Origin of the sequence: Microbacterium sp. K41, assembly GCF_004794395.1 — a bacterium.
In the GTDB taxonomy this organism is placed as follows: domain Bacteria; phylum Actinomycetota; class Actinomycetes; order Actinomycetales; family Microbacteriaceae; genus Microbacterium; species Microbacterium sufflavum.
Genome location: NZ_SSDO01000328.1, coordinates 25,556 through 47,557 on the forward strand (window position 1 = coordinate 25,556; position 22,002 = coordinate 47,557).

A 22,002-nucleotide genomic window follows, 5' to 3' on the forward strand; every position below is an offset into this window, starting at 1 on the left:
GATCCCCACGGATCCGGGGCCTTCGTCGTACCGCCTCGCCGTCAGACGGCACCCACGCCGAACAGCAGGCCCAGCGCATAGGTGATCGCCGCGGCTCCGAAGCCGATCGCGAGCTGACGCAGGGCGCGGCGCAGGGGCGGCCCGCCCGACAGCACCCCGACCATGGCTCCCGTGCTCAGCAGCGCGACGCCGACCAGGACGAGGGCGACGATGATCGCCGTCGGCCCCTCGAGCCCGAAGATCCACGGGAGGACGGGCACGATCGCTCCGGACGCGAACAGCAGGAAGCTCGAGATGGCCGCCGTCCAGTCGCTGCCGACGATCTCGTGGTCGTCGGCCCCCTGGACCGCGACCGGACCCGTGGCCGCCCGACGCACGCCCTCCTGGGCGGCCGACACGATCCGACGAGCCCGGGCGAGCGACTCCGTCTGATCCATCCCGCGGGCGCGGTACACGAGGGCCAGTTCGTTCTCGTCGATGTCGAGGTCGGCGGCGGCGGCCGCGGCGTCCTCATTGGCCTCCGTCGCCGCGAGCAGCTCGCGCTGCGACCGCACCGACACGAACTCGCCCGCACCCATCGACAGCGCCCCGGCCAGCAGGCCGGCGATCCCGCTGAACAGGACGAAGCCCGAGCTCACCCCGGTCGCCCCGATGCCGAGCACGAGGGCGAGATTGCTCACGAGACCGTCGTTGGCGCCGAACACCGCCGCACGGAAGGAGCCGGAGAGCCGTCGCCGTCCGCGCGCCGCCAGGCCGCGCACGACCTCGTGGTGGACCTTCTCGTCAGCGCGCATCGCAGGGGTCGCCCAGCGCTCGGCATCGTACGGCGACCGAGCCTCGGCACTCTGCGCCAGCGCGAGGACGAAGATCGACCCGAACCGTCCCGCCATCCAGCCGAGAAGACGCGAGCGCAGGCCCGCCCTCGGAAGCCGCCGCGGTTCACCGCCGAGCAGATCGAGCCAGTGCTTCTCGTGCCGGCGTTCGGCCTCGGCCAGTCCCAGCAGGATCGCGCGCTCCTCCCCCGTCCGACGGGCGGCGAGGCGGCTGTACACGGCTCCCTCGGCGCGCTCCTCCACGAGGTAGCGGGCCCATCGGCGGCGGTCAGAGGCCGTCGAATCCGCGGCGGCAGGGGCAGTCATGGGTCCTCCAGGAATCAGCGTGCCCGATGCGCGGGCAACCGTTCCACGCTATCCGCGAGCGGAGCGCGCAACCGCGTCCTGGCACCGATTGCCAGCATTTCGGGGATCCGAAGCAGACGCGGTGGTGATCCCGGTCAGGAGCGGACGCGCTTGCGGAGGACCTCGATGCGCGACTGCAGCTGAGTGACCGTGGCCTGCGCGACCGCCGGCCCCCCGCAGATGCGCCGGAGCTCGGCGTGCACGGCGCCGTGCGGTTGTCCCGACTGGCGCGCGTACAACCCGACCAGGCTGTTCAGCAGCTGCCTCTGCTCGCGGAGGGTGCGGTGGAGCGGCGCGGGAAGCGTCGTGGTGGCCGTCGCCGGCTCCGCGGCCTCGCGCACCTCCCGGTGCCGGGACTGTCGCGCCTGGCGCTGCATCAGGAGCTCGTGCACGTGCTCGGGCTCGAGCAGACCGGGGAAGCCGATGAACTCCTCCTCCTCCGGCGTGTTCGGCTCCGCGAGCTGACCGAACTCCTTGCCCTCGAACACGACGCGATCGAAGTGCGCGACGGACGAGATGGCCTGGTAGCTGAACTCCTGGGTGAGTGCGTCGGAGGTCTCCTCCTCGCGGTTCGCACTCTCCAGGAGCGAGTCGTCGAGACCGTCCTCGTCTTTCGAGCCGCGGTCGAGCGCGTGATCGCGCTGCTTCTCCATCTCGTTCGCGAGCTTCATCAGCACGGGCACGTGGGGCAGGAACACGCTGGCCGCCTCGCCCCGGCGTCGGGCCCGCACGAACCGGCCGATCGCCTGCGCGAAGAACAGCGGGGTCGACGACGAGGTGGCGTACACGCCCACCGCGAGCCGCGGCACGTCCACGCCCTCGGACACCATGCGCACGGCGACCATCCAGCGCTGGGTGCCGGCGGAGAACTTCTCGATGCGCTCCGACGCCGTGGCATCGTCGGACAGCACGATCGTGGGCTGCTCGCGCGTGATGCTGTGGAGGATCTTCGCGTACGCCCTGGCCACGGTCTGATCGGTCGCCAGCACGAGCCCGCCCGCGTCCGGCACGTGATGGCGGATCTCGGTGAGGCGACGGTCTGCGGCGGAGAGCACGGCCGGCATCCAGTCGCCCTCGGGGTCGAGGGCCGTGCGCCATGCCTGCGACGTGACGTCTTTCGTGTTGTCCTGACCGAGATGGGTCTCCAGCTCGTCGCCCGCGCTCGTGCGCCAGCGCATCTTGCCCGCGTACATGTGGAACAGGACCGGACGGACGACACCGTCGGCGAGAGCACGCCCATAGCCGTACGCGTAGTCGGTGCTGGACACGCGGGCACCCGTCTCGTCGGGCAGATACTCCACGAACGGGATCGGCGCGGTGTCGCTGCGGAACGGGGTACCCGAGAGCAGCAGCCGCCGCTTCGCCGGGCCGTACGCGTCGCGGATCGCATCGCCCCAGCTCAGCGCGTCGCCGCCGTGGTGCACCTCGTCGAGGATGACCAGGGTCTTCGCGTCTTCCGTGAGGTGGCGATGGATCGACGACTTCGCGGCGACCTGCGCATACGTGACGACGACGCCGTGATAGTGCCGCGCGGGGGCCCAGTGGCTGTTGCGGAACCGCGGGTCGAGCCGGATGTGCACCCGGGCCGCCGCATCGGCCCACTGCGTCTTCAGGTGCTCCGTCGGTGCCACCACGATCACCCGGTCGACCTCGCCCATCCGCATGAGCTCCACCGCGAGCGTCAGCGCGAACGTGGTCTTGCCGGCGCCCGGGGTCGCAGCGACGAGGAAGTCGCGCTGGTCGGCCTGGAAGTAGGCGTCGAGGGCCTCCTGCTGCCACGCGCGCAGCTTGCTCGCCGTTCCCCACGGGGCGCGCTGAGGGAAGGAGGGAGAGAGCATCGACTCCACGATAATCGCTGCCGGGGACACCACGGCATCCGCCGCGATCGCCGCGCGCGTCCGCCCCCGCGGAACCCCCGACGGGTAGGCTCGGTCACTGCGCAGCGGCCGACTGCCGCCCGCAAGCCCCCGCGAAGGAGAGCCGGATGAGCGACCAGGAATCGACCAGGAGCCCCTACGTCCCGAACGAGACTCCGCATCCGTGGCGACGGTTCGTCGCCATCGGCGACTCCTTCACCGAGGGCATCGGCGACCCCGACCCCGTGAACCCCGGCGCCCACCGCGGCTGGGCCGACCGCGTCGCCGAGGTCCTCGCACAGCAGGTCGACGACTTCGCGTACGCCAATCTCGCCGTGCGCGGCAAGCTAATCGCCCAGATCGTTGCCGACCAGGTGGAGCCGGCCGTGGCGCTGCGACCCGACCTGATCTCGATCTGCGCGGGTGGCAACGACGTCATCCGCCCCGGCACCGACCCGGACGCGATCGCCGCCCAGCTCGAGGACGCCGTGTCGCGCCTGTCGTCCACGGGCGCCGCCGTCATCCTGTTCACCGGGATCGACACCGGGTTCACCCCGGTGTTCCGACCCTTCCGCGGCAAGGTCGCGATCTACAACGAGAACGTGCGCGCGATCGCGGAGCGGCACGACTGCATCGTCGCCGACCAGTGGGCGCTCAAGGTCGTGCAGGACGCGCGATTCTTCGACGACGACCGTCTGCACTACAACGCGCTCGGGCATCACGAGGTGGCCCGCATGGTGCTGCGCGCCCTCAACGTCCCGAACGATCTGGAGGCCATGCAGCCCGAGCCGCTCCCCCTCCGTACGTGGCGGGCGGCCAGGGCCGAAGACCTGGGCTGGGCGCGGGAGCACCTCGTGCCGTGGGTGCTGCGGCGGCTGCGGCATCAGTCCTCGGGCGACAACATCGCCGCCAAGCGGCCGGAGCCCGGACCGGTGATCCTCCCCGGCCGCGACTGATCGGTCAGTTCTGCAGCGCCCACAGCGCGACGGCAGCGGCGGAGGCGACGTTGAGCGAGTCGACGCCGCCCGACATGGGGATCGTCACCACGGTGTCTGCCGCTGCCAGCGCCTCCCGCGACAGACCGTCCCCCTCCGAGCCCATCAGCAGGGCGACCCGCTCCGGGCGCTCCGCAGCGTAGACATCCAGCGGTACCGCGCCGTCGTCGAGGGCGAGAGCGGCGACGTCGAACCCCTGCGCGGTGAGGTCGCGCATCCCCGCACCCAGGTCGGCCATGCGGGTCCACGGCACCTGGAACACCGTTCCCATGCTCACCCGCACGCTCCGGCGGTACAGCGGATCGGCACAGCGCGCCGAGACCAGCACCGCGTCGGCCCCCAGCCCGGCGGCCGCCCGGAACGCGGCGCCCACGTTCGCATGGTCACCCAACCCCTCCAGCACCAGCACCAGCCGGGCCCCGCGGATCACGTCGGCGACCGGGGCGAGGGCGGGGCGCTGCATCGACGCGAGGGCTCCGCGGTGCACGGCGTAGCCCGTGACGCGTTCGGCCAGTTCGTCGGAAACGACCAGCACCGGGACCGGCAGCTCTCCGAGCACACGCGCCATCTCCTCGACCCGACGTTCGGCGACGAGCACGGAGCGCGGGCGGTGACCGGCCGCCACCGCGCGCTCGATCACCGTCGTCGTCTCCGCGATGTAGAGCCCCTCGGCCGGCTCGGTGACGGCCCGCAGCGCCGTATCCGTCAACCCGCGGTAGTCGTCGAGCCGCGGGTCGTCGAGGTCGGTCACGGACGTCAGGTGCATCCCTCCACTCTGCCAGCGCGAGACCGGCCCCGTCGCCGCGCCGTAGACTCGCACGGGGAGGTCCTGTGAGCGCGTCGAACACCGCCGAGTCATCGGCCACCCTCGGCAGGGTCGCCGACCTGCTCCGCGGCCGGCGCATCGCCTTCCTCACCGGAGCCGGGATCTCGACCGACTCGGGCATCCCCGCCTATCGCGGCGAAGGCGCGCGCACGCGCAGCGACCCCATGACGATCCAGACGTACCTCGGTGACGAGGCCGCCCGACGGCGGTACTGGGTGGGCGGGCACCTCGGCTGGCGCGCGTTCGCACAGGCCGCCCCCAACCCGGGACACCTGGCCGTCGCCGCGATGGAAACCGCCGGGACCGTGTCCGGTGTCATCACCCAGAACGTCGACGGCCTGCACCTGCGTGCCGGCAGCTCGCACGTGATCGAGGTCCACGGCACCATGCGCCGCGTCCTGTGCCTGCACTGCGGACAGGTGTTCGACCGACGCGACATCGCCGTGCAGATCGAGGAGCTCAACCCCTGGATCACCGTGCCCGAGAACGTGGCCCTCGCACCGGATGGCGATGTGCTGCCCGAGAGCACGGACGGCTTCGTGATCCCCGCGTGCACGGTGTGCGGCGGGATGCTCAAGCCCGACGTGGTGTTCTTCGGCGAGTACGTGCCCCAGGACCGATTCCGCGCGGCCGAATCCCTGCTGCGCTCCAGCACGGCCCTGATCGTCGCGGGCTCCTCCCTGGTCGTCAACTCCGGCGTGCGGCTCGTCGACCGCGCCCGACGCCGGGGGATCCCGCTCATCATCGTCAACCGCGAACCGACACGCGCCGATGCCTGGGCGGACGCCACGCTCGCCGCAGGCACCAGCGACGTCCTTCCCGCCCTCCAGGAGCTGCTGTAGTGACCCACCTCACCCTCATCCGCCACGGACAGACCGACTGGAACCTCGCGAGGCGCATCCAGGGCTCCACCGACATCCCCCTCAACGACACCGGGCGCGAGGACGCACGCTGGGCCGCCGAGAAGCTCGCCGGGACCGCGCACCACGCCGTGTACACGAGCCCGCTCTCCCGCGCCAGGGAGACCGCGGAGATCATCGCGCAGCGTCTCGGGCTCGACATCGCCGGTGTCGTCCCCGACCTGCGCGAGCGGGAGTTCGGCGAGGGCGAGGGACTCCTGGTCCCCGACTACATCTCGACGTACGGCGACTGGCACGCGGAGGTTCCCGGCGCCGAGTCGCTGCCCGACGTCGGGGTGAGGGCGATCGCGGCCCTGCACCGCATCGCCAGGGAGGCGCGACGGCGTTCGGCCCCGCAGGCGGAGTCGGTGCTCGTGGTCACGCACGGCGGAGTGATCCGCGCCGTGATCGATCACGTCTCCGGCGGCACGCTCCCCCGCGAGGGCACCGTGCTGGGCAACGGCTCGGCGCACCGCTTCGTCGCGGCACCGGGGTACCTGCGACTGCTCGACGAGTCGCCCGTGCTCTGACGCCCCGGCACTCCGGTCACGCGGTGGATGACGCGGCCTCAGCGGGCGCGGGAGACCACGAAGCGCGCGTGCCGGAGCACGGGCTCGTCCACCATGCGACCGTCGAACCGGAAGACACCGCGCTCCGTGGCGGCTGCCTCCAGCACGGCCCTCGCCCACGCGACGGTCTCGGCGTCGGGGCGGTAGGCCTCTCGCACGATGGACACCTGGCTCGGGTGGATGCACGCCGTGGCGCGGAAGCCGGATGCCGCAGCGTCGGTGGCCTCCTGCTGCAGCCCTTCCAGGTCGCCGATGTCGACGTGCACGGCATCGATGGCTGCCTTGCCGTGCGCGCCCGCCTCCAGCAGCACGCGCGAGCGGGCGTAGCGGGCGACGTCGCGGTAGAGGCCGGCCGCGGTCCGCGAGGACGTGCCGCCGAGTGAGGCGACCAGATCCTCCGCTCCCCACATCAGGGCGACCACCCGCGGGTGCGCCGCGATGTCGGGCGCCGCGTGGACGCCGCGCGCCGTCTCGCACAGCGCGATCAGGTCGTACGCGTCGCCGAGACGGTCGAGATCGGACGCGCTCTCGCTCTTCGCGACCATGACCGTCCGGAAGCCCGTCTCCGCCAGGGCCGCGAGGTCGGCGTCGAACTCGGCGGAGCTCGGCGCGTTCACCCGCACGATCACGCGCGCCGGGTCGAGCGCGGCCGATCGCACGTTCGCTCTGGCCTCGGCCTTCGCCGCCGGAAGCACCGCGTCCTCCAGGTCGAGGATGACCGCGTCGGCGCGGTCGAGCGCCTTCGCGAAGCGCTCCGGGCGATCCGCCGGGCAGAACAGCAGCGCGGGGCCGAGGTCGAAGCTCATGCGGACGCCTCCGGGCGGCAGCGGACCAGTACCGTGCGCGTGGCCGTGGCGACCACGGTGCCGTCCTGGTTCCGCCCCGTGTGCGCGAGTCGCACGACCCCCGTCCCCGGGCGGGAGGATGACAGGCGCTTCTCCTCCACGACGGTCTCCGTGGTGAGGGTGTCGCCCGCGAACAGCGGGTGCGGGAACGCGATGTCGCCCATGCCGAGCTGCGCCACGAGCGTGCCCTGCGTGAGCTGCGCCACCGAGGTCCCGACCATCGTGGACAGGGTCCACATCGAGTTGATCAGTCGCGCGTGGAACGGCTCGCTGGCGTCGGCGAAGGCGGCGTCGAGGTGCAGCGCCTGCGTGTTCATGGTGAGCGTCGTGAAGAGCACGTTGTCGGCCTCGGTCGCCGTGCGCCCCGGTCGATGCAGGTACCGCACGCCCGTGTCGAACTCCTCGAAGTACAGTCCGCGCTGCTCGATGTCGCGCATGCTCATCCCTCCACGCTACCCGGCGAGCCCCAGGGCCCTGGCGATCACCAGCAGCTGGACCTCCGTCGTGCCCTCGCCGATCTCGAGGATCTTGGAGTCGCGGTAGTGGCGTGCCACGGGGAACTCGTTCATGAAGCCGTTGCCGCCGAAGATCTGCGTCGCATCCCGCGCGTTGTCCATCGCGGCCTCTCCCGCCACGAGCTTCGCGATGGCCGCGGCCTCCGCGAACGGGGAGCCCGCGTCGCGCAACCGGGCGGCATGGTGCCACGCGAGTCGCGCGGTGTGCACACGCGCACGCATGCGGGCGAGCGTGAACTGGGCGTTCTGCCGGGTGCTGAGCGCGCTGCCGAAGATCGTGCGACTCTTCGCGTAGGCGACCGCCGCCTCCAGGCACCCCTCGGCCGCACCGGTGGAGAGGGCGGCGATCGCGATGCGACCCTCGTCGAGGATGCTCAGGAAGTTGCGGAACCCGCTGCCACGCGCCCCCAGCAGGTTGCCGGCGGGCACCCTCGCCCCGTCGAACGTGAGCGGGTGGGTGTCCGAGGCGTTCCAGCCGACCTTGTCGTAGGGCGGCTCGACCGTGAACCCCGGGGTGCCGTTGGGCACGATGATCGTCGAGATCTCCTTGCGTCCCTCGGTCGCGCCGGTCACGGCGGTCACCGTCACGAAGCGCGTGATCGGCGTGCCGGAGTTGGTGATGAACTGCTTGGACCCGTCGATCACCCAGTCGTCGCCGTCGAGCCGTGCGGTGGTTCGCGTGGCGCCGGCGTCGCTTCCCGCCTCCGGCTCCGTCAGCCCGAACCCGGCGAGAGCGCGTCCGGCGAGCAGGTCAGGCAGCAGTTCGCGCTTCTGCTCGTCCGAGCCGAACCGGTAGATCGGCATCGCGCCCAGGCTGACCCCCGCCTCCAACGTGATCGCGATCGACTGGTCGACCCGGCCCAGCGCCTCGATCGCGATGCCGAGCGCCATATAGTCGCCGCCCTGTCCCCCGTACTCCTCGGGGAAGGGAAGGCCGAACAGCCCGAGCTCGCCCATCTGCGCAACCACGTCCATCGAGAGCGTGTGCGTGCGGTCGGCCTCGTAGGACTGCGGGGCGACCACGGTGTCGGCGAACTCCCGCACCATCCCCGCGAGCTCGCGCTCCTCGTCGGTCAGGCTCTCGATCATCGGTCGTCCTCCATCGTCGTCACCCGGGCGACCGGTTGGTCGCGCCGTACCTGGTCGCCGGTCGCGACCAACAGGTGCACCACCCCGTCGTGCGGGGCGAGCACCTGGTGCTCCATCTTCATGGCCTCGATCGCGACGAGCGGCTCGCCGGCCGCGACGACCGCGCCGTCCGCGACGTGCACGGCCACCACGCTCCCCGGCATCGGGGCTCGTCCCTCCGGCTCGCTCGCGCGACCACCGTCGCCGGTCGCGGCCAGCCGACGCTGGAGGCGCGCGCGCCGATCCACGGGCAGAAGCCTCATGGTGGCCCCGTCTTCGACGACCCACACCGCCCCGTCGGCATCCACGGCCGCGCGCACCGTCGAACGTCCGGGATCGGCGTCGTGCAGCTCGACCACCGCGTCGTCATCGGTGAGCACGGTGAGGGGCGCGACCGGAGCGGGATCGGCGCCGAGCCGCCACCCGGCGAGTCGTCCCCACAGCGGGTCGGCGGCTCGCGGCGATGCCCCGACGGGCTGGAGAGCGGCGGCTGCAGCGGCGAGCTGCGATGCGGAGGGTCGGCTCGGCTCCAGCGGGAGCAGCGTCTCGATCAGCCCCGTGTCGAGGTCGCCCGCGACGACACGCTCGTCGTGCAGCAGCCGCCTCAGGAACCCTATGTTCGTGTCGACCCCCAGCACCACGGTGCGCGCCAGGGCGTCGTCCAGGCGGCGGAGGGCGGTCGCCCGGTCGTCGGCGTGAGCGATCACCTTCGCGATCATCGGATCGTAGTAGCCCGTCACCACGCTGCCCGTCTCGACAGCCGCGTCGACCCGGACCCCGTCCGGGGCCTCGAACAGCAGCACGGTCCCGGTGGACGGCAGGAAGCCGCGCTCCGGAGCCTCGGCGTACACGCGCGCCTCGACGGCATGACCCCGCCCGCGTGGCTCGACCTCGAGGGGACGACCGTCGGCGACCTGCAGCTGCAGCGCCACGAGGTCGAGCCCTGTCACCTCCTCCGTCACCGGGTGCTCGACCTGGAGGCGCGTGTTCATCTCGATGAAGAACACGTTCTCCGGGGCGTCCGCATCGACCAGGAACTCCACGGTGCCGGCCCCGACGTAGGCGACGCTCTCCGCCGCGCGCACCGCCGCCGTCAGGAGCCGGTCGCGCGTGTCCTCGGGGATGCCGGCCGACGGCGCCTCCTCGATGACCTTCTGATGCCGTCGCTGCAGCGTGCACTCGCGCTCGCCCAGCGCCACCACCCGGCCGTGTGCATCGCCGAAGACCTGCACCTCGATGTGCCGCGGCCGGGCGATGAGCCGTTCGAGGATGAGCGCGTCGTCGCCGAAGGCCGCGGCGGCGACCCGTCGCGCGGAGGACAGGGCGGGGCGCAGTGCGGCCGCGTCCGCGACGACCTCCATGCCCTTGCCGCCTCCGCCCGCGCTCGGCTTCACCAGGAGGGGGAACCCAACCGCGTCCGCCTCCTCCTCGATCTCCGCGTCGGACAGCCCACGTGCGTCGAACCCCGGCACGACCGGCACCCCGCTCCGCGCGACGTGCTCCCGCGCCCTGGCCTTGTCGCCCATGACCTGCAGCGCCGTCACGGAGGGGCCGACGAACACGATTCCGCTCTCGGCGCACGCCTCCGCCAGCCCGACGCTCTCGGACAGGAAGCCGTAGCCGGGGTGGATCGCCTGCGCGCCGGTGGCCCGCGCGGCCGCGACGACGGCATCGATGTCGAGATAGGACTCGGCCGCCGGAGCCGGCCCGATGCGGACCGCCACGTCGGCCTCGCGCACATGGGGTGCCCCCGCGTCGGCATCGCTGTAGACCGCGACACTGCGGATACCCAGAGCGCGGAGCGTGCGGATGATGCGTCGGGCGATCTCGCCGCGGTTCGCGACGAGGACGGTGGTGAACGAGAGAGAGGGTGACGAAGACATGGGGCTCACATCCGGAAGACGCCGAAGCGCGGTTCGGGCAGCGGGGTGCGGGAGACGACATCGAGCGCCAGCCCGAGCAGGTCGCGGGTCTGCGCGGGGTCGACGATGCCGTCGTCCCACAGGCGCGCCGTGGCGTAGTACGGCTCGCCCTGCCGCTCGTACTGCTCGCGGATCGGCTCCTCGAACGCCGCACGGTCGTCGGGCGCCCAGGTCTCACCGCGCGCGGCCAGCTGGTCTTCCTTCACCGTGGCCAGGACCGATGCGGCCTGAGCACCGCCCATGACCGAGATGCGGCTCGCCGGCCACGTCCACAGGAACCGCGGGGAGTAGGCGCGCCCGCACATCGAGTAGTTGCCCGCCCCGAACGACCCGCCGATGATCACGGTGAGCTTCGGGACACGGGTGGTCGCGACCGCGGTGACCATCTTGGCCCCGTCCTTCGCGATCCCTCCGGCCTCCGCGTCCGACCCGACCATGAAGCCGGTGATGTTCTGCAGGAACAGCAGCGGGATGCCGCGCTGGTCGCACAGCTCGATGAAGTGGGCGCCCTTGAGCGCCGACTCGCTGAACAGCACGCCGTTGTTCGCGACGATGCCGACCGGGTGTCCGTGGAGGCGCGCGAAGCCGGTGACGAGGGTGGTGCCGTATTCGGCCTTGAACTCCCGGAAGCTATCGCCGTCGACGAGCCGGTCGATCACGACGTGCACGTCGTAGGACGCGTTCACGTCCACCGGGACCACGTCGTACAGTGAGCCCGTCTCGGACGGCGGTCTGCTCTCGACGACCTCCCAGGCGGGCGAGGCGGGCGCGGGAAGCGTCGCGACGATGTCCCGCAGGATCTCCAGTGCGTGCTCGTCGTCTTCCGCGAGGTGGTCGACGACGCCGCTGCGCTTCGCGTGGAGCGCTCCACCCCCGAGCTCCTCCGCGGAGACGACCTCGCCGATCGCGGCTTTCACGAGCGGAGGTCCGCCCAGGAAGATGGTGCCCTGATCGCGCACGATCACCGTCTCGTCGCTCATCGCCGGGACATACGCTCCGCCGGCGGTGCACGACCCGAGCACGGCGGCGAGCTGCGGAACACCCGCGGCCGAGAGGCGCGCCTGGTGGAAGAAGATGCGCCCGAAGTGGTCGCGATCGGGGAAGACCTCGTCCTGTCGCGGCAGGAACGCCCCGCCCGAGTCGACGAGATACAGGCACGGGAGGCGGTTCTCGAGCGCGATCTCCTGTGCCCGCAGGTGCTTCTTGACCGTGAGCGGGTAGTAGGTGCCGCCCTTCACTGTCGCGTCGTTGCAGACGACCATGACGTGGCGGCCGTGGACGAGTCCGATACCCGCGATGACCCCGGCTCCCGGCGCCTCTCCCCCGTACAGGCCGTCCGCCGCCAGCGGAGCGATCTCCATGAAGGGGCTGCCCTCGTCGAGCACCCGCGCGACCCGGTCGCGCGGAAGCAGCTTGCCGCGCGCGACGTGACGTTCGCGCGACGCCTCCGGACCGCCGAGGGCGGCGGTCGCGATCCGAGCACGCAGCTCGTGCGCCAGATCTTCCTGGGTTGCCGGCATCGTGATGTCCTCCTCGACCCACGACCGCGCCACGGACTGCCCTGGCGCGGTGCACGCATTCTCGGTTAGTGTTCACTAACCCGATGATTCAGGTTAGCGAGGATTAACTGAGATGACAAGCCCGCTCACCGCCAGGGACCGTGCGAAAGCCGAACGGTCCGACGCGCTGCTGCACGCTGCCGCCCGGCTGTTCGCCGATCGCGGCTACACCGGCGTGAGCCTCGAGGAGATCGGTGCAGCGGTCGGAGTCTCCGGCCCCGCCGTCTACCGACACTTCGCGGGAAAACAGGCCCTGCTCGGCGCCGTGCTCGTCAAGGTCAGCCACGACCTGGTCGACGGGGGTGACCGCGTGGCGGTATCCGCCGCCGACCCTCAGGAGCGCATGCGCGCGCTCATCCGGTTCCACGTGGACTTCGCGCTCGGCAACGCCGAGGTCATCCAGGTGCAGGACCGCGACGTCGCGCATCTGGCCGACGCCGACCGCGCCGAGGTCCGCCGGCTCCAGCGTGCCTACATCGAGCTCTGGATGGACGCGCTCGCCGCGATCGATCCCCGCGACGACGTCGCCCGCGACGAACTCCGGCTGCGCGTCCAGGCGTGCTTCGGGCTGATCAACTCGACGCCCCACAGCACGCGAGCCGCGACGAGGCGGCACTCCGCCACCGCGACCGTACTGGTCACGATGGCGGAGGCGGCGCTGCGCGCCCTCATCTGAGCAGCATCGCCCTGCCGGGCTCCTCGAGCACGTCGGCCACGGCCTTCAGGAACGCGGCGCCCTCCGCGCCGTCCACAATCCGGTGGTCGAACGAGAGGCTCAGCGTCATCACCTGACGCAGCGCGATCTCTCCGGCGTGTTCCCACGGCTGCCGCCTGACCGCACCGACCGCGAGGATGCCCGACTGACCCGGCGGCAGGATCGGCGTCCCGGCATCCACGCCGAACACTCCGATGTTCGAGATCGAGAACGTGCCGCCGGACAGCTCCGCGGGCGACGTCTTGCCCGCGCGAGCCGTCTCTGCGAGCGCCGCGATGGCATCCGCGAGTTCCACCAGGGTCATCCGCTCCGCATCGCGGATCATCGGCACGATCAGGCCCCGCTCGGTCGCCGCGGCGATCCCGAGGTCGACGTAGCCGTACTGGACGATCTCGCCCGCCTCCTCATCCCACCGCGCGTTCAGGCCCGGCGCCCCGCCGAGGGCAAGGCACACCGCTTTCGCGACGACGGCGAGCGGACCGATCCGGTGGCCACTGAGTGCGCGATCCTCGCGCAGTCGTGCCAGCAGGTCCATCGTCGCGGTGACGTCGACCGTATGGAACACGGTGACGTGCGGCGCCGTGAACGCGCTCTGCACCATCGCCGCCGCGGTGTGCTTGCGCACCCCCCGGATCGGGATGCGGGTCTCGCGGTCGGGCTGGTGGCCGGTCGGACGAGCGGCACTCCCCGGCACGGGCGCGGGCGTGCGCGTCGCGTCCGAGCGGGCCGCGAGCCGCTCGGCGTACGCGTCGACATCCTGACGTGTGATCAGCCGGTCGCCGACCTCCGCCGCGACCAGCACCAGGTCGACGCCGAGGCGCTTCGCGTGCGCCCGCACGGGCGGCGTCGAGCGCGGCCGTTCGATCACGGTCTCCACGGACGCCGAGGGCGAGGCGTCGTGGGGAGCCGCCTCCAGGACCGCGGTGTCCGCCGCCGGACTCGCGCCACCGATCCGACGGGCACGCCGCGCGGGCCGGCCCGCCGTCGTGGGAGCAGCACCGTAGCCGACGAGGTTCGGCTGCGTCTTCTCGCTGCCTTCGGCCTCGGCACCCTCGATCGCGGGGGTCGGAGTCTGCGGTTCCTCACCGGCGACGTCGAAGGCGATGAGCGGTGCCCCCACCGCCACGGTCTCGCCCGCCTCGGCATGCAGGCTGGACACGGTGCCCTCGTAGGGCGAGGGCAGTTCCACCACGGCCTTCGCGGTCTCGACCTCGGCGAGGGTCTGGTTCAGCGCCACCTTCTCGCCGGGCGAGACGAGCCACTGCACGACCTCCGCCTCGGTGAGCCCTTCCCCCAGGTCGGGCAGACGGAACTCGGCGATCATGCGTCCGCTCCCGTCAGGCTGTTCGGGCGGTCCATCACACGATCGACAGCGTCGAGGATGCGGTCGAGGTCGGGCAGATGGTACTTCTCGAGCTTCGCGGGCGGATACGGCACGTCGCGTCCGGTCACGCGCAGCGGCGCGTGCTCGAGGTACTCGAAGCAGCGCTCGGTGATGCTGGCGATGACCTCGGCACCGAGCCCGGCTTCCCTGGAGGCTTCGTGCGCGACCACGACCCGGCCCGTCTTGCGCACCGAGGCGGCGACCGAGTCGTAGTCCACGGGCGAGAGCGAGCGGAGATCGACGACCTCCAACGACAGCCCCTCGTCTTCAGCGGCGTCGGCGGCCTGCAGCGCCGTCGTCACCATCGCACCGTAGGCGATCACCGTCGCGTCCGTGCCCGCACGGACCACGCGGGCGAGTCCCATCGGCGGCGCGTCGGCGAGCGGTGCCTCCAGGTCGACCTCGCCCTTGTGGTGGTAGAGGCGCTTGGGCTCGAAGAAGACGACGGGGTCGTCCGAGGCGATCGCCTGACGCAGGCTGCGGTACGCGTCCTCCGGGTTCGACACCGCGACGACGCGCAGCCCGGCGGTGTGCGCGAAGTAGGCCTCCGGCGACTCGGAGTGGTGCTCCGCGGCTCCGATGCCTCCGGCCCACGGGATGCGGATCGTGAGGGGCATCTTCACCCGGCCCTGAGTCCGATAGTGCAGCTTCGCCACCTGCGACACGATCTGATCGAATGCCGGGTACACGAAGCCGTCGAACTGGATCTCGACCACCGGGCGGTAGCCGCGGAACGCGAGCCCGACCGCCGTGCCGACGATGCCCGACTCGGCGAGCGGGGTGTCGATCACCCGCGCGGCGCCGAACTCGTCGAGCAGCCCATCGGTGATGCGGAACACCCCTCCGAGCTTGCCGATGTCCTCGCCGAGGAGCACGACCTTGTCGTCGTCGCGCATGGCCTGACGCAGTCCGGCGCCGAGGGCCTTGCCGAGCGTGAGCTGGGTCATGTCACACCTCGCTCTCGAACGACGCGAGATACGCGGCGTATTCGTCGCGCTGACGCTCCAGCCCCGTGTGCGGCTCGGCGTACACGCCGTCGAACACGGCCAGCGGCGGACGCGTGACCATTCCGAGACAGGCCGCCCGCATCTCCTTCGCCACCGCGTCAGCCGCCGCCTGCGTGTCCGCCACGTGGTCGTCGTCGAACTCCCCCACACTGCGCAGGTACGCCTCGAGCCGAGCGATCGGATCCCGCCGACGCCAGGCCTCCAGCTCCGCGTCGTCGCGGTACCGGGTGGGGTCGTCCGCGGTGGTGTGCGGGCCCATGCGGTAGGTCACGGCCTCGATGTACGCGGGTCCACGGCCGGAACGCGCATGGTCGAGGGCCCACCGCATCGCCGCCAGGCACGCGAGCACGTCGTTGCCGTCGACCCGCAGGCTGGGGATCCCGAATCCGGGCGCGCGTCCCGCGATCGGGTACTGGGACTGCACGGCGACCGGCTCCGAGATCGCCCAGTGGTTGTTCTGACAGACGAACACGACGGGGGCCTGGTACGAGGCGGCGAAGATCATCGCCTCGTTCACGTCACCCTGACTCGTCGCACCGTCCCCGAAATAGGTGACCGCCACTTCCGCCGCCTTCTCGTACTGGATCCCCAGTGCGTAGCCGACGGCGTGGAGCGTCTGCGCGCCGATGATGATCTGCAGCGGCGCGACACCGAGAGCCGCGGGGTCGTACGCCGCCCCCTCCTCCCCGCGCCACATGCGCACGTAATCGCCCGGCTGGGCGCCGCGCGCGTAGATCACGCCGGTCTCACGGTAGCTGGGGAACACGAAGTCGCGGGGGTCGAGAGCTCGGGCGGTGCCGATCTGCGTCGCCTCCTGGCCCTGACACGGCGCCCACAGTCCGAGCTGGCCCTGACGCTGCAGCGCCACGCCCTCCGCGTCGATGCGACGGAGTACGACCATGTCGCGGTGGAGCGCGCGGAGTTGCGCGGCGTCCACGTCCACGACGAACGGGTCGAGGCGCGGGTTCGGAACGCGGGACCCGTCCGGGGCGAGAAGGCGCTCCGAGAGTTCCAGATCCTGGGCGGTGTCTGCGATCGGTGTGGCCTGCGGTGACATCGTCGTCCTCCTCGTCCGGCGGCCCTCGTGGGGCTTCGCGCAACGGTGCCGGCGTCATCACCGGCATGGTCTGAGGGTACGTCTGCTCAACACCTCGCTCAAGCAATCGTCCACCACTTGAGCATGTTGCTCATTTTTCGCCAGTTCGGGCCTGCTAGGGTTTGGCACTATGCCTGGACTGGACCGAATCGATCTCGAGCTGCTCGCGTCGCTCGCCGACGATCCGCGGATCACGATCGTCGCGCTCGCGGAGAAGATGGGGCTGTCACGCAACACGATCCAAGCGCGGATGGCCCGCCTGGATCAGACCGGCGTCTTCCTCTCCTACGAGCGCGCCTTCTCCCCCGACGTCCTGGGCTTCCCGCTGCAGGCCTTCGTCAGCATCGGCGTACGCCAGACCGAGCTTCCCCGCATCATCACCGAACTCGCCCGCATCCCCGAGGTCGTGCAGGCGCACGGACTCAGCGGATCGACCGACCTCCTCGCCCGCGTCGCGTGCCGTGACGCCAGGCACCTGTTCGACACCGACGCGCGCATCCTGTCGATCGACGGGGTCGAGCGCACCGAGACCTCCCTGGCCATGGGCGAGGTGATCCCGTTCCGGGTGGCGGGGCTCATCGGCCTCGCGCGACGGGAATCCTCAGGAAGCGCCTGATCGCCCCGGCTGCTTCGACCGGGGTCTCGTAGTGGATCAGATGACCGACGTGGGCGATCTCGACGAGTTCCGCGTCGGCGAACAGGGTCGCCAGCCGCCGCTCCGCCTCGATGGGCGTGATGTCGTCGCGCTGCGCCGCGACCAGCATCGTCGGCACGTCGATGCGCGGCGCGAACTCGCGCACGTCGTGCGACACGCTCGCGACGAACGCATCGTGCAGCACGTCGCGGTCGGAGAACCGGGAGAAGTAGGTGTCGTGCTGATCGTGGATGAAGCGGCGCAGCCCCGGGTCGCGGGTCTTCGCCATCGTGATGCTCATCACGCGCACGATGACCCGGTTTCGCAGCACCGCGGTACCGAGCCGGTCGGGCAGCTTCGCGCCGAGGGCGTAGTAGAGCACCGCCAGCCGGGTCATCAGCCCCTTCGGCCCCTCCAGTGCCGGCGCGCCGATGGGGTTGAGGAGGATCAGGCGCGGCGTCGCGAGACCTCCCGCGACGGCGGCCGCCGCGACGATGGAGCCGAAGGAGTGGCCGAGGATCACCGCTCCCGGGGCGGTGGCTGCGACGAAGTCCGTCAACCACGCGGCGTACTCGTCGAGGTCGTGGCGCCGTCCGGGGAGCGGCGCGGTCTCCCCGAAGCCCGGGAGATCCGGGACCAGAACCCGCACCTCCGGAAGGTACGCGAGCACCGGCTCGAGGCCGTGGTGCTCGCCGCGGAACCCGTGCACGGCGACGATGGTCGTGTCGGCGTCGCGCGGACCGTACTCCCAGTACGCCGTGACACCGCCGCGGACGGCGACCTCGTGGCGCTCCTCGGGGAGGGTGCTCAGGCGGTCCGCGTAGGGGGAAGGCACGGTCATACCCCGAGTCTACGAGCGACCGACGCCACCCTCTGCCTCGGTGTCAGCATGATGGGTTATCGTCCCAAGTGGCCTTCCTCTTCGGGTCGGTCACGCAACGAGGAGCCGAAGGTGCAGTTCACATCCAGGGATGTCGCGCAGGTGGAGCCCACCTGGAAGCAGTTCGTGCCGTCCGCCACGCTTGAGGACGTCGACCCCCATCGCTTCCGCTTCGATTGGCGTTCGATGGAGCTCGGGGCCACCACGGTCCTCCGTTACGACCTGGCCGCACAGGTGCACGCCAGAACGCAGCCGGACGATCAACTGCTGGTGTGCCGTGTCGACTCTCCGGACGCGCAGGTGTGGTCGCATCGCCAACCGCTCGACGCGGGTGTGCCGTGGCTCACCGACGGCACCCAGGTGGACGCGACGTGGGAGCACGGAGCCCGCGTGCGCGCCCTCGTTTTCGATCGGTCGGCCGCCCAGGCCACGATGCGTCAGGTGACGGGAGACGACCGGGTGGAGCTCAAAGCCACCGGGCTCTCGCCCCATTCCCGCGCCGACGCCGACCGGTGGGGGGCGATGTTCACCTACCTCGAGAGCACGCTCGTCGAAGGCGAGCCCGTCGACCCGCTGGTCGGGAAGGAGTTCGAGCGCCACGCGCTGATGCTCACGATGACGAGCTTCTCGACGACGTTCAGCGATGCGTTGCGGCGTCCGAGCCAGCGGTCGGGCGCCCCTGCGTCGGTGCGGCGCGCCCTCGCGTACATCGACGACAACGCCCATCTCCCGATCACGATCGATGACGTGGCAGCCGCCGCGTACATGTCCACGCGGGGACTTCAGTACGCCTTCCGTCGGGCGCTCGACATCACCCCCACCGAGGCACTGCGTCGGGCCCGCCTCGACGGAGCCCATAGAGACCTGCTGGCCCGCAACGGGGCCTCCGTGGCGACGATCGCGCGGCGGTGGGGGTTCAGCAACTCCTCGCGCTTCGCCGCGGCCTATCGTGAGGCGTACTCCATGCCGCCGACGTTGCCCCGGACCTGACACCGCGCGCACACTTGTTTCGTGCGTGACGGCGAGTTGCGCGCCCTCTCGGGCTCTATCGGCTGAGCCGATTAGAGTCCGAAGTATCCGGATCACCCCGTCCGGCCCCCAGCATGTTTCGAGGAGCCCCCATGAACACCGCAGTCCTCTGCAGCACCAAGGTCGGTTGACGATGGGAAGCCTCTACTACGGAGACACTCAGACCCCGATCCAGATCGACGACAGGGCGCTCGCCCACCTCAAGGTCGTCATCGCCACCAAGCTTCGTCGCAATGAGAGCTTCACGCTCTCCTGGCGGCACCCCGAGGGCGACGCACCCGGCCGTTCCACGCTGTGGCTGCATCCCTCCATCCCGCTGCGCTTCGTGTTCGACGCTCCCGAGCCGCCGGAACTGAGTCGACGGTGGATCGAGGAGCTCGCGCATTCGGCGAACTCGAGCGGCGGCATCACCCTCGTCGAGGAGCATCTCGAGGGCGCCGACCTCAGCTGACACGCAGACGGCTCGCGGGGCCCAGGGTCCCCGCGAGCCGTCCGTGTCGCTCAGAGTCCGTCGTCGGAACTCGAGCTCACCGACCGTCGGGTGGTAGGTTCCCCCGTGGCGGGATCGACATACGTGCGCGAGACGGTCTCGGTCCGACGGCGACGTGCCAGGAGCACGATGCCGATCAAGAAGACGACGACTCCGGCTCCCATGAGGATGTATCCGACCATGTCGAGATTCACCCAGGTCACCTCGACGTTCACCGCGAAGACGAGGATCGCCCCGATCACGAAGAGCACGATTCCAGTGCCGATGCTCATGTTGCCTCCCGTTCAGCGGCGGACGCCGCACAGAAAGAGGCTGGCGCGTCCGGACGGCCGACAGGAGGGGCTTGACACGGCCCTCTCCTGTCGTTCTGGTCTCCGGAGGCCCCGGTGAACCGGCGTCCTCGACCGCTCGCTGCTCACGCCGCCGACGCGTCCGCTGGATGGCGCATCCAGGTGTCGGGGCCGAACACCTCGTAGTCGATCCGCTCCGCGGGCACGCCGCGCCCGAGCAGTGACGCGCGCATGTCGCGCATGAAGCCGAGGGGTCCGCACAGGAGCACCCGCGCCCCGGCGGGAAGCTCGACATCCGTCAGGTCCATCCGCCCGGCGCGCACGCCGTCGAGGACAGGAGCGTCCGTCGGGGCCGACGAGTACCAGCGCACCGCCGTCGCATCCTCCAGGCCGCTGAGGTACTCCTGCACGGGGCCGACGAGCGCGTGCGACGACGGTGTGCGATCGGCATGGAAGAGCCGCACAGTGCGCTCGGGCTGCGTGCGTCGAACGCCGTCCAGCATCGCCGCGACCGGGGTGATGCCGATCCCTGCCGAGACCAGCACCAGCGGGTCGTGCGACTCATCGAGGACGACGTCACCGGCGGGCTGTGAGACGTCGAGGATCGTGCCGGGCATCGCGTTGTCATGCAGCCACGCGGACACCTGGCCGTCGGGCGTACCATCGATCCCGCGCACCCGTTTCACGGTCACCCGCAGTGCTCCGCCCCCGGGCGCAGACGACAGCGTGTACTGACGCGGCTGCCGTGAGCCATCCGGCAGATCCACGGCGACGGCCACGTACTGCCCCGCGCGGTGATCGGCGACCGCACCGTCGAGGGGTTCGAGCACGAGGGTGACCACGTCGTCGGCCTCCGCGATCCGCTCGACCACGCGGTGCTTGCGCCACGGGTGTTCGGGGTCGGTGCCGGCCAACGCATACAGTCGAGCCTCTTCCGCGATGAGTGAGCACCCGAACAGCCAGTACACCTCGTCCCAGGCAGCACGGACCTCCGGGGTCACCACGTCGCCCAGCACGATCCCCACGGCGTCGAGCAGATGGTGTCCGACGATCGTGTACTGACGCGCGCGGATACCGAGCGAGACGTGCTTGTGAGCGATGCGCCGCATCACGGGCGTGAAATCGGGCGCCTCGGGATCGATCAGGGACACGGCAAATGCAACGACCGAGGCGGCGAGTGCCCTCGGCTGCTCACCGTGCGCCTGGTGCGCCCGGTTGAAGACCCGGAGAAGCTCGGGGTGCGCCGCGAACATCCGCGGATAGAACAGTCGAGTAATCTCCTCGGCGTGCTCGGCGACCACACCGGCGGTGGCGCGAACGACGGTCTCGGATTCTGGTGAGAGCTGCATGACTTCCCTTCGGAGTGCGGAAGCTCTCAGCCTCCTCATCCGGTGCGCCGCATGGCGGCATGGATCCCGTGCAAATCCGAGTCGTAGGGCGGGCGGGACTTGAACCCGCGATCGTTGGGTTATGAGCCCACTGCCTTAACCAGCTTGGCCACCGCCCCCTGCCCTCCGAGACTACCGCCCGTCCGAACCGCTCTCCTCCCCGGACGCGTCGGCGTGCGCCGCACCACGATGGGTCTCGACGTGTGCGCGATAGATCCGAGCGTTCTCCCGTAACCCGGCACGCTCCTCGTCGCTCAGCGCGCGACGAACGCGGGCCGGGACGCCTGCCACCAGCGAGCCGTCCGGCACCTCCGCGTCGCCGAGTACGAGCGCGCCGCCGGCGATGAGGCACTCCGAGCCGATACGGGCGCCTGACAGCACCACGGCTCCCATTCCGATGAGCGAACCGTCGCCGATCCGACAGCCGTGCACGACGGCGTTGTGCCCGATCGAGACATCGTCTCCGATCTCGACCCGGTGTCCGCTGTCGACATGGATCGACACGTTGTCCTGTGCGTTGCTGCCGGCGCCCATCGTGATCGCAGCGGAGTCCGCTCGGAGGACCGCGTTGTACCAGACGCTGGACCCTTCCCCGATGGTCACCTCCCCGATCACCCTGGCGCCCGCGGCGAGGAACACCGAGTCGTCGAGATCGGGAGTGCGGCCTGGCAGAGACAGGATGGTCGCGTCGTCGCTCATGCAGCGACTCTAGCCGTCGCCCGTCCCGCGCCGATTCGCGGCGGTAAGCGATGCCTCATCTTGCTTGCGGAACATTTTCAGCTGAGTAGCGTTGTTCC

22 protein-coding genes and 1 tRNA gene are annotated in these 22,002 nt (G+C 70.9%); 7 read left to right on the top strand and 16 right to left on the bottom strand.

All coding sequences use genetic code 11. The features are described from left to right. Nucleotides 1-41 precede the first annotated feature (41 nt). Both DW309_RS09560 and DW309_RS09565 read right to left on the bottom strand, forming a co-directional pair. Nucleotides 42-1,139: a VIT1/CCC1 transporter family protein gene (locus tag DW309_RS09560; protein WP_136045237.1), complete on the bottom strand. Its 1,098-nt coding sequence runs from the start codon at nt 1,137-1,139 to the stop codon at nt 42-44. Nucleotides 1,140-1,273: 134 nt separating this feature from the next. Next, the gene (locus DW309_RS09565) at nt 1,274-3,016 is read right to left on the bottom strand and encodes a DEAD/DEAH box helicase (protein WP_136032340.1); all 1,743 of its coding nucleotides are present in this window, start codon (nt 3,014-3,016) and stop codon (nt 1,274-1,276) included. 146 nt (nt 3,017-3,162) lie between these two features. On the opposite strand from DW309_RS09565, the gene DW309_RS09570 reads away from it, so the two are divergent. Continuing rightward, nucleotides 3,163-3,990: an SGNH/GDSL hydrolase family protein gene (locus tag DW309_RS09570; RefSeq protein ID WP_136032337.1), complete on the top strand. Its 828-nt coding sequence runs from the start codon at nt 3,163-3,165 to the stop codon at nt 3,988-3,990. A gap of 4 nt (nt 3,991-3,994) precedes the next feature. Here the strand turns inward: DW309_RS09570 and DW309_RS09575 are convergent, their stop codons facing one another. After that, the gene (locus DW309_RS09575; RefSeq protein ID WP_136045238.1) at nt 3,995-4,795 is read right to left on the bottom strand and encodes a TrmH family RNA methyltransferase; all 801 of its coding nucleotides are present in this window, start codon (nt 4,793-4,795) and stop codon (nt 3,995-3,997) included. 65 nt (nt 4,796-4,860) lie between these two features. Here DW309_RS09575 and DW309_RS09580 point away from each other — a divergent pair, with 65 nt between their 5' ends. Next, a complete protein-coding gene (locus tag DW309_RS09580; protein ID WP_136045239.1) occupies nt 4,861-5,697 on the top strand; it encodes a Sir2 family NAD-dependent protein deacetylase in 837 nt (278 codons plus the stop codon). Further along, nucleotides 5,697-6,284: a histidine phosphatase family protein gene (locus DW309_RS09585; RefSeq protein ID WP_136032331.1), complete on the top strand. Its 588-nt coding sequence runs from the start codon at nt 5,697-5,699 to the stop codon at nt 6,282-6,284. The genes DW309_RS09580 and DW309_RS09585 overlap by 1 nt, the downstream gene beginning before the upstream one ends. Nucleotides 6,285-6,322: 38 nt before the next feature. Here DW309_RS09585 and DW309_RS09590 read toward each other — a convergent pair whose 3' ends face one another. Genes DW309_RS09590 through DW309_RS09610 form a run of 5 tightly spaced genes read right to left on the bottom strand, consistent with a single transcriptional unit; the run spans nt 6,323 to nt 12,253 of the window. Beyond that, nucleotides 6,323-7,129 (bottom strand): HpcH/HpaI aldolase/citrate lyase family protein, encoded by an 807-nt coding sequence (locus DW309_RS09590; protein ID WP_136045240.1) that lies wholly within the window; start codon nt 7,127-7,129, stop codon nt 6,323-6,325. Then, entirely contained in the window at nt 7,126-7,611 is a 486-nt protein-coding gene (locus DW309_RS09595; protein ID WP_136045241.1) for a MaoC family dehydratase, read from the bottom strand. The genes DW309_RS09590 and DW309_RS09595 overlap by 4 nt, the downstream gene beginning before the upstream one ends. 9 nt (nt 7,612-7,620) lie before the next feature. After that, a complete protein-coding gene (locus DW309_RS09600; RefSeq protein WP_136045242.1) occupies nt 7,621-8,772 on the bottom strand; it encodes an acyl-CoA dehydrogenase family protein in 1,152 nt (383 codons plus the stop codon). Further along, on the bottom strand, nt 8,769-10,694 hold the full coding sequence (locus DW309_RS09605; protein WP_136045243.1) for an acetyl/propionyl/methylcrotonyl-CoA carboxylase subunit alpha: 1,926 nt from the start codon (nt 10,692-10,694) through the stop codon (nt 8,769-8,771). The genes DW309_RS09600 and DW309_RS09605 overlap by 4 nt, the downstream gene beginning before the upstream one ends. Before the next feature lie 5 nt (nt 10,695-10,699). Further along, complete coding sequence (locus DW309_RS09610) at nt 10,700-12,253, bottom strand: carboxyl transferase domain-containing protein (protein ID WP_136045244.1); 1,554 nt, start codon at nt 12,251-12,253, stop codon at nt 10,700-10,702. 112 nt (nt 12,254-12,365) lie between these two features. Here DW309_RS09610 and DW309_RS09615 point away from each other — a divergent pair, with 112 nt between their 5' ends. After that, the gene (locus DW309_RS09615) at nt 12,366-12,968 is read left to right on the top strand and encodes a TetR/AcrR family transcriptional regulator (RefSeq protein ID WP_136032319.1); all 603 of its coding nucleotides are present in this window, start codon (nt 12,366-12,368) and stop codon (nt 12,966-12,968) included. Here the strand turns inward: DW309_RS09615 and DW309_RS09620 are convergent. From DW309_RS09620 to pdhA, 3 genes are read right to left on the bottom strand one after another with little or no spacing between them, the layout of a single operon-like run. Continuing rightward, complete coding sequence (locus DW309_RS09620; RefSeq protein ID WP_136045245.1) at nt 12,961-14,331, bottom strand: dihydrolipoamide acetyltransferase family protein; 1,371 nt, start codon at nt 14,329-14,331, stop codon at nt 12,961-12,963. The two genes, DW309_RS09615 and DW309_RS09620, sit on opposite strands and share 8 nt — an antisense overlap. Then, entirely contained in the window at nt 14,328-15,338 is a 1,011-nt protein-coding gene (locus DW309_RS09625; RefSeq protein ID WP_136045246.1) for an alpha-ketoacid dehydrogenase subunit beta, read from the bottom strand. The genes DW309_RS09620 and DW309_RS09625 overlap by 4 nt, the downstream gene beginning before the upstream one ends. Before the next feature lies 1 nt (nt 15,339). Then, the gene (pdhA, locus tag DW309_RS09630) at nt 15,340-16,455 is read right to left on the bottom strand and encodes a pyruvate dehydrogenase (acetyl-transferring) E1 component subunit alpha (protein WP_136045247.1); all 1,116 of its coding nucleotides are present in this window, start codon (nt 16,453-16,455) and stop codon (nt 15,340-15,342) included. A gap of 169 nt (nt 16,456-16,624) precedes the next feature. Between pdhA and DW309_RS09635 the strand changes: the two genes are divergently transcribed. Continuing rightward, complete coding sequence (locus tag DW309_RS09635) at nt 16,625-17,110, top strand: Lrp/AsnC family transcriptional regulator (protein WP_136045248.1); 486 nt, start codon at nt 16,625-16,627, stop codon at nt 17,108-17,110. On the opposite strand, the gene DW309_RS09640 is transcribed toward DW309_RS09635, so the two are convergent. Beyond that, nucleotides 17,070-17,969, bottom strand: coding sequence for an alpha/beta fold hydrolase (locus DW309_RS09640; protein WP_136045249.1), 900 nt, complete (start codon nt 17,967-17,969; stop codon nt 17,070-17,072). The two genes, DW309_RS09635 and DW309_RS09640, sit on opposite strands and share 41 nt — an antisense overlap. A gap of 111 nt (nt 17,970-18,080) precedes the next feature. Here DW309_RS09640 and DW309_RS09645 point away from each other — a divergent pair, with 111 nt between their 5' ends. Together DW309_RS09645 and DW309_RS09650 are read left to right on the top strand one after the other, a co-directional pair. Then, nucleotides 18,081-18,998: a helix-turn-helix transcriptional regulator gene (locus tag DW309_RS09645; RefSeq protein ID WP_136037365.1), complete on the top strand. Its 918-nt coding sequence runs from the start codon at nt 18,081-18,083 to the stop codon at nt 18,996-18,998. A gap of 172 nt (nt 18,999-19,170) precedes the next feature. Continuing rightward, on the top strand, nt 19,171-19,488 hold the full coding sequence (locus DW309_RS09650; protein ID WP_136031908.1) for a DUF7882 family protein: 318 nt from the start codon (nt 19,171-19,173) through the stop codon (nt 19,486-19,488). Nucleotides 19,489-19,538: 50 nt separating this feature from the next. Here the strand turns inward: DW309_RS09650 and DW309_RS09655 are convergent, their stop codons facing one another. From DW309_RS09655 to DW309_RS09670, 4 genes are all read right to left on the bottom strand, one after another. Next, nucleotides 19,539-19,799 (bottom strand): DUF6458 family protein, encoded by a 261-nt coding sequence (locus DW309_RS09655; RefSeq protein ID WP_136031905.1) that lies wholly within the window; start codon nt 19,797-19,799, stop codon nt 19,539-19,541. Between the two features lie 143 nt (nt 19,800-19,942). Then, complete coding sequence (locus DW309_RS09660) at nt 19,943-21,205, bottom strand: globin domain-containing protein (protein ID WP_446724698.1); 1,263 nt, start codon at nt 21,203-21,205, stop codon at nt 19,943-19,945. A 45-nt stretch (nt 21,206-21,250) separates the two neighbouring features. Next, nucleotides 21,251-21,324 (bottom strand) — tRNA-Ile (locus tag DW309_RS09665). A 13-nt stretch (nt 21,325-21,337) separates the two neighbouring features. Continuing rightward, nucleotides 21,338-21,904, bottom strand: coding sequence for a gamma carbonic anhydrase family protein (locus DW309_RS09670; protein ID WP_136045251.1), 567 nt, complete (start codon nt 21,902-21,904; stop codon nt 21,338-21,340). Nucleotides 21,905-22,002 lie beyond the last annotated feature (98 nt).

What these genes read in the sequence shown, in the direction of transcription:
- DW309_RS09560 (WP_136045237.1), bottom strand. Translation starts at nt 1,139, where the DNA reads ATGACTGCCCCTGCCGCCGCGGATTCGACGGCCTCTGACCGCCGCCGA.
- DW309_RS09565 (WP_136032340.1), bottom strand. Translation starts at nt 3,016, where the DNA reads ATGCTCTCTCCCTCCTTCCCTCAGCGCGCCCCGTGGGGAACGGCGAGC.
- DW309_RS09570 (WP_136032337.1), top strand. Translation starts at nt 3,163, where the DNA reads ATGAGCGACCAGGAATCGACCAGGAGCCCCTACGTCCCGAACGAGACT.
- DW309_RS09575 (WP_136045238.1), bottom strand. Translation starts at nt 4,795, where the DNA reads ATGCACCTGACGTCCGTGACCGACCTCGACGACCCGCGGCTCGACGAC.
- DW309_RS09590 (WP_136045240.1), bottom strand. Translation starts at nt 7,129, where the DNA reads ATGAGCTTCGACCTCGGCCCCGCGCTGCTGTTCTGCCCGGCGGATCGC.
- DW309_RS09595 (WP_136045241.1), bottom strand. Translation starts at nt 7,611, where the DNA reads ATGAGCATGCGCGACATCGAGCAGCGCGGACTGTACTTCGAGGAGTTC.
- DW309_RS09600 (WP_136045242.1), bottom strand. Translation starts at nt 8,772, where the DNA reads ATGATCGAGAGCCTGACCGACGAGGAGCGCGAGCTCGCGGGGATGGTG.
- DW309_RS09605 (WP_136045243.1), bottom strand. Translation starts at nt 10,694, where the DNA reads ATGTCTTCGTCACCCTCTCTCTCGTTCACCACCGTCCTCGTCGCGAAC.
- DW309_RS09610 (WP_136045244.1), bottom strand. Translation starts at nt 12,253, where the DNA reads ATGCCGGCAACCCAGGAAGATCTGGCGCACGAGCTGCGTGCTCGGATC.
- DW309_RS09615 (WP_136032319.1), top strand. Translation starts at nt 12,366, where the DNA reads ATGACAAGCCCGCTCACCGCCAGGGACCGTGCGAAAGCCGAACGGTCC.
- DW309_RS09620 (WP_136045245.1), bottom strand. Translation starts at nt 14,331, where the DNA reads ATGATCGCCGAGTTCCGTCTGCCCGACCTGGGGGAAGGGCTCACCGAG.
- DW309_RS09625 (WP_136045246.1), bottom strand. Translation starts at nt 15,338, where the DNA reads ATGACCCAGCTCACGCTCGGCAAGGCCCTCGGCGCCGGACTGCGTCAG.
- pdhA (WP_136045247.1), bottom strand. Translation starts at nt 16,455, where the DNA reads ATGTCACCGCAGGCCACACCGATCGCAGACACCGCCCAGGATCTGGAA.
- DW309_RS09635 (WP_136045248.1), top strand. Translation starts at nt 16,625, where the DNA reads ATGCCTGGACTGGACCGAATCGATCTCGAGCTGCTCGCGTCGCTCGCC.
- DW309_RS09640 (WP_136045249.1), bottom strand. Translation starts at nt 17,969, where the DNA reads ATGACCGTGCCTTCCCCCTACGCGGACCGCCTGAGCACCCTCCCCGAG.
- DW309_RS09650 (WP_136031908.1), top strand. Translation starts at nt 19,171, where the DNA reads ATGGGAAGCCTCTACTACGGAGACACTCAGACCCCGATCCAGATCGAC.
- DW309_RS09655 (WP_136031905.1), bottom strand. Translation starts at nt 19,799, where the DNA reads ATGAGCATCGGCACTGGAATCGTGCTCTTCGTGATCGGGGCGATCCTC.
- DW309_RS09660 (WP_446724698.1), bottom strand. Translation starts at nt 21,205, where the DNA reads ATGAGGAGGCTGAGAGCTTCCGCACTCCGAAGGGAAGTCATGCAGCTC.
- DW309_RS09670 (WP_136045251.1), bottom strand. Translation starts at nt 21,904, where the DNA reads ATGAGCGACGACGCGACCATCCTGTCTCTGCCAGGCCGCACTCCCGAT.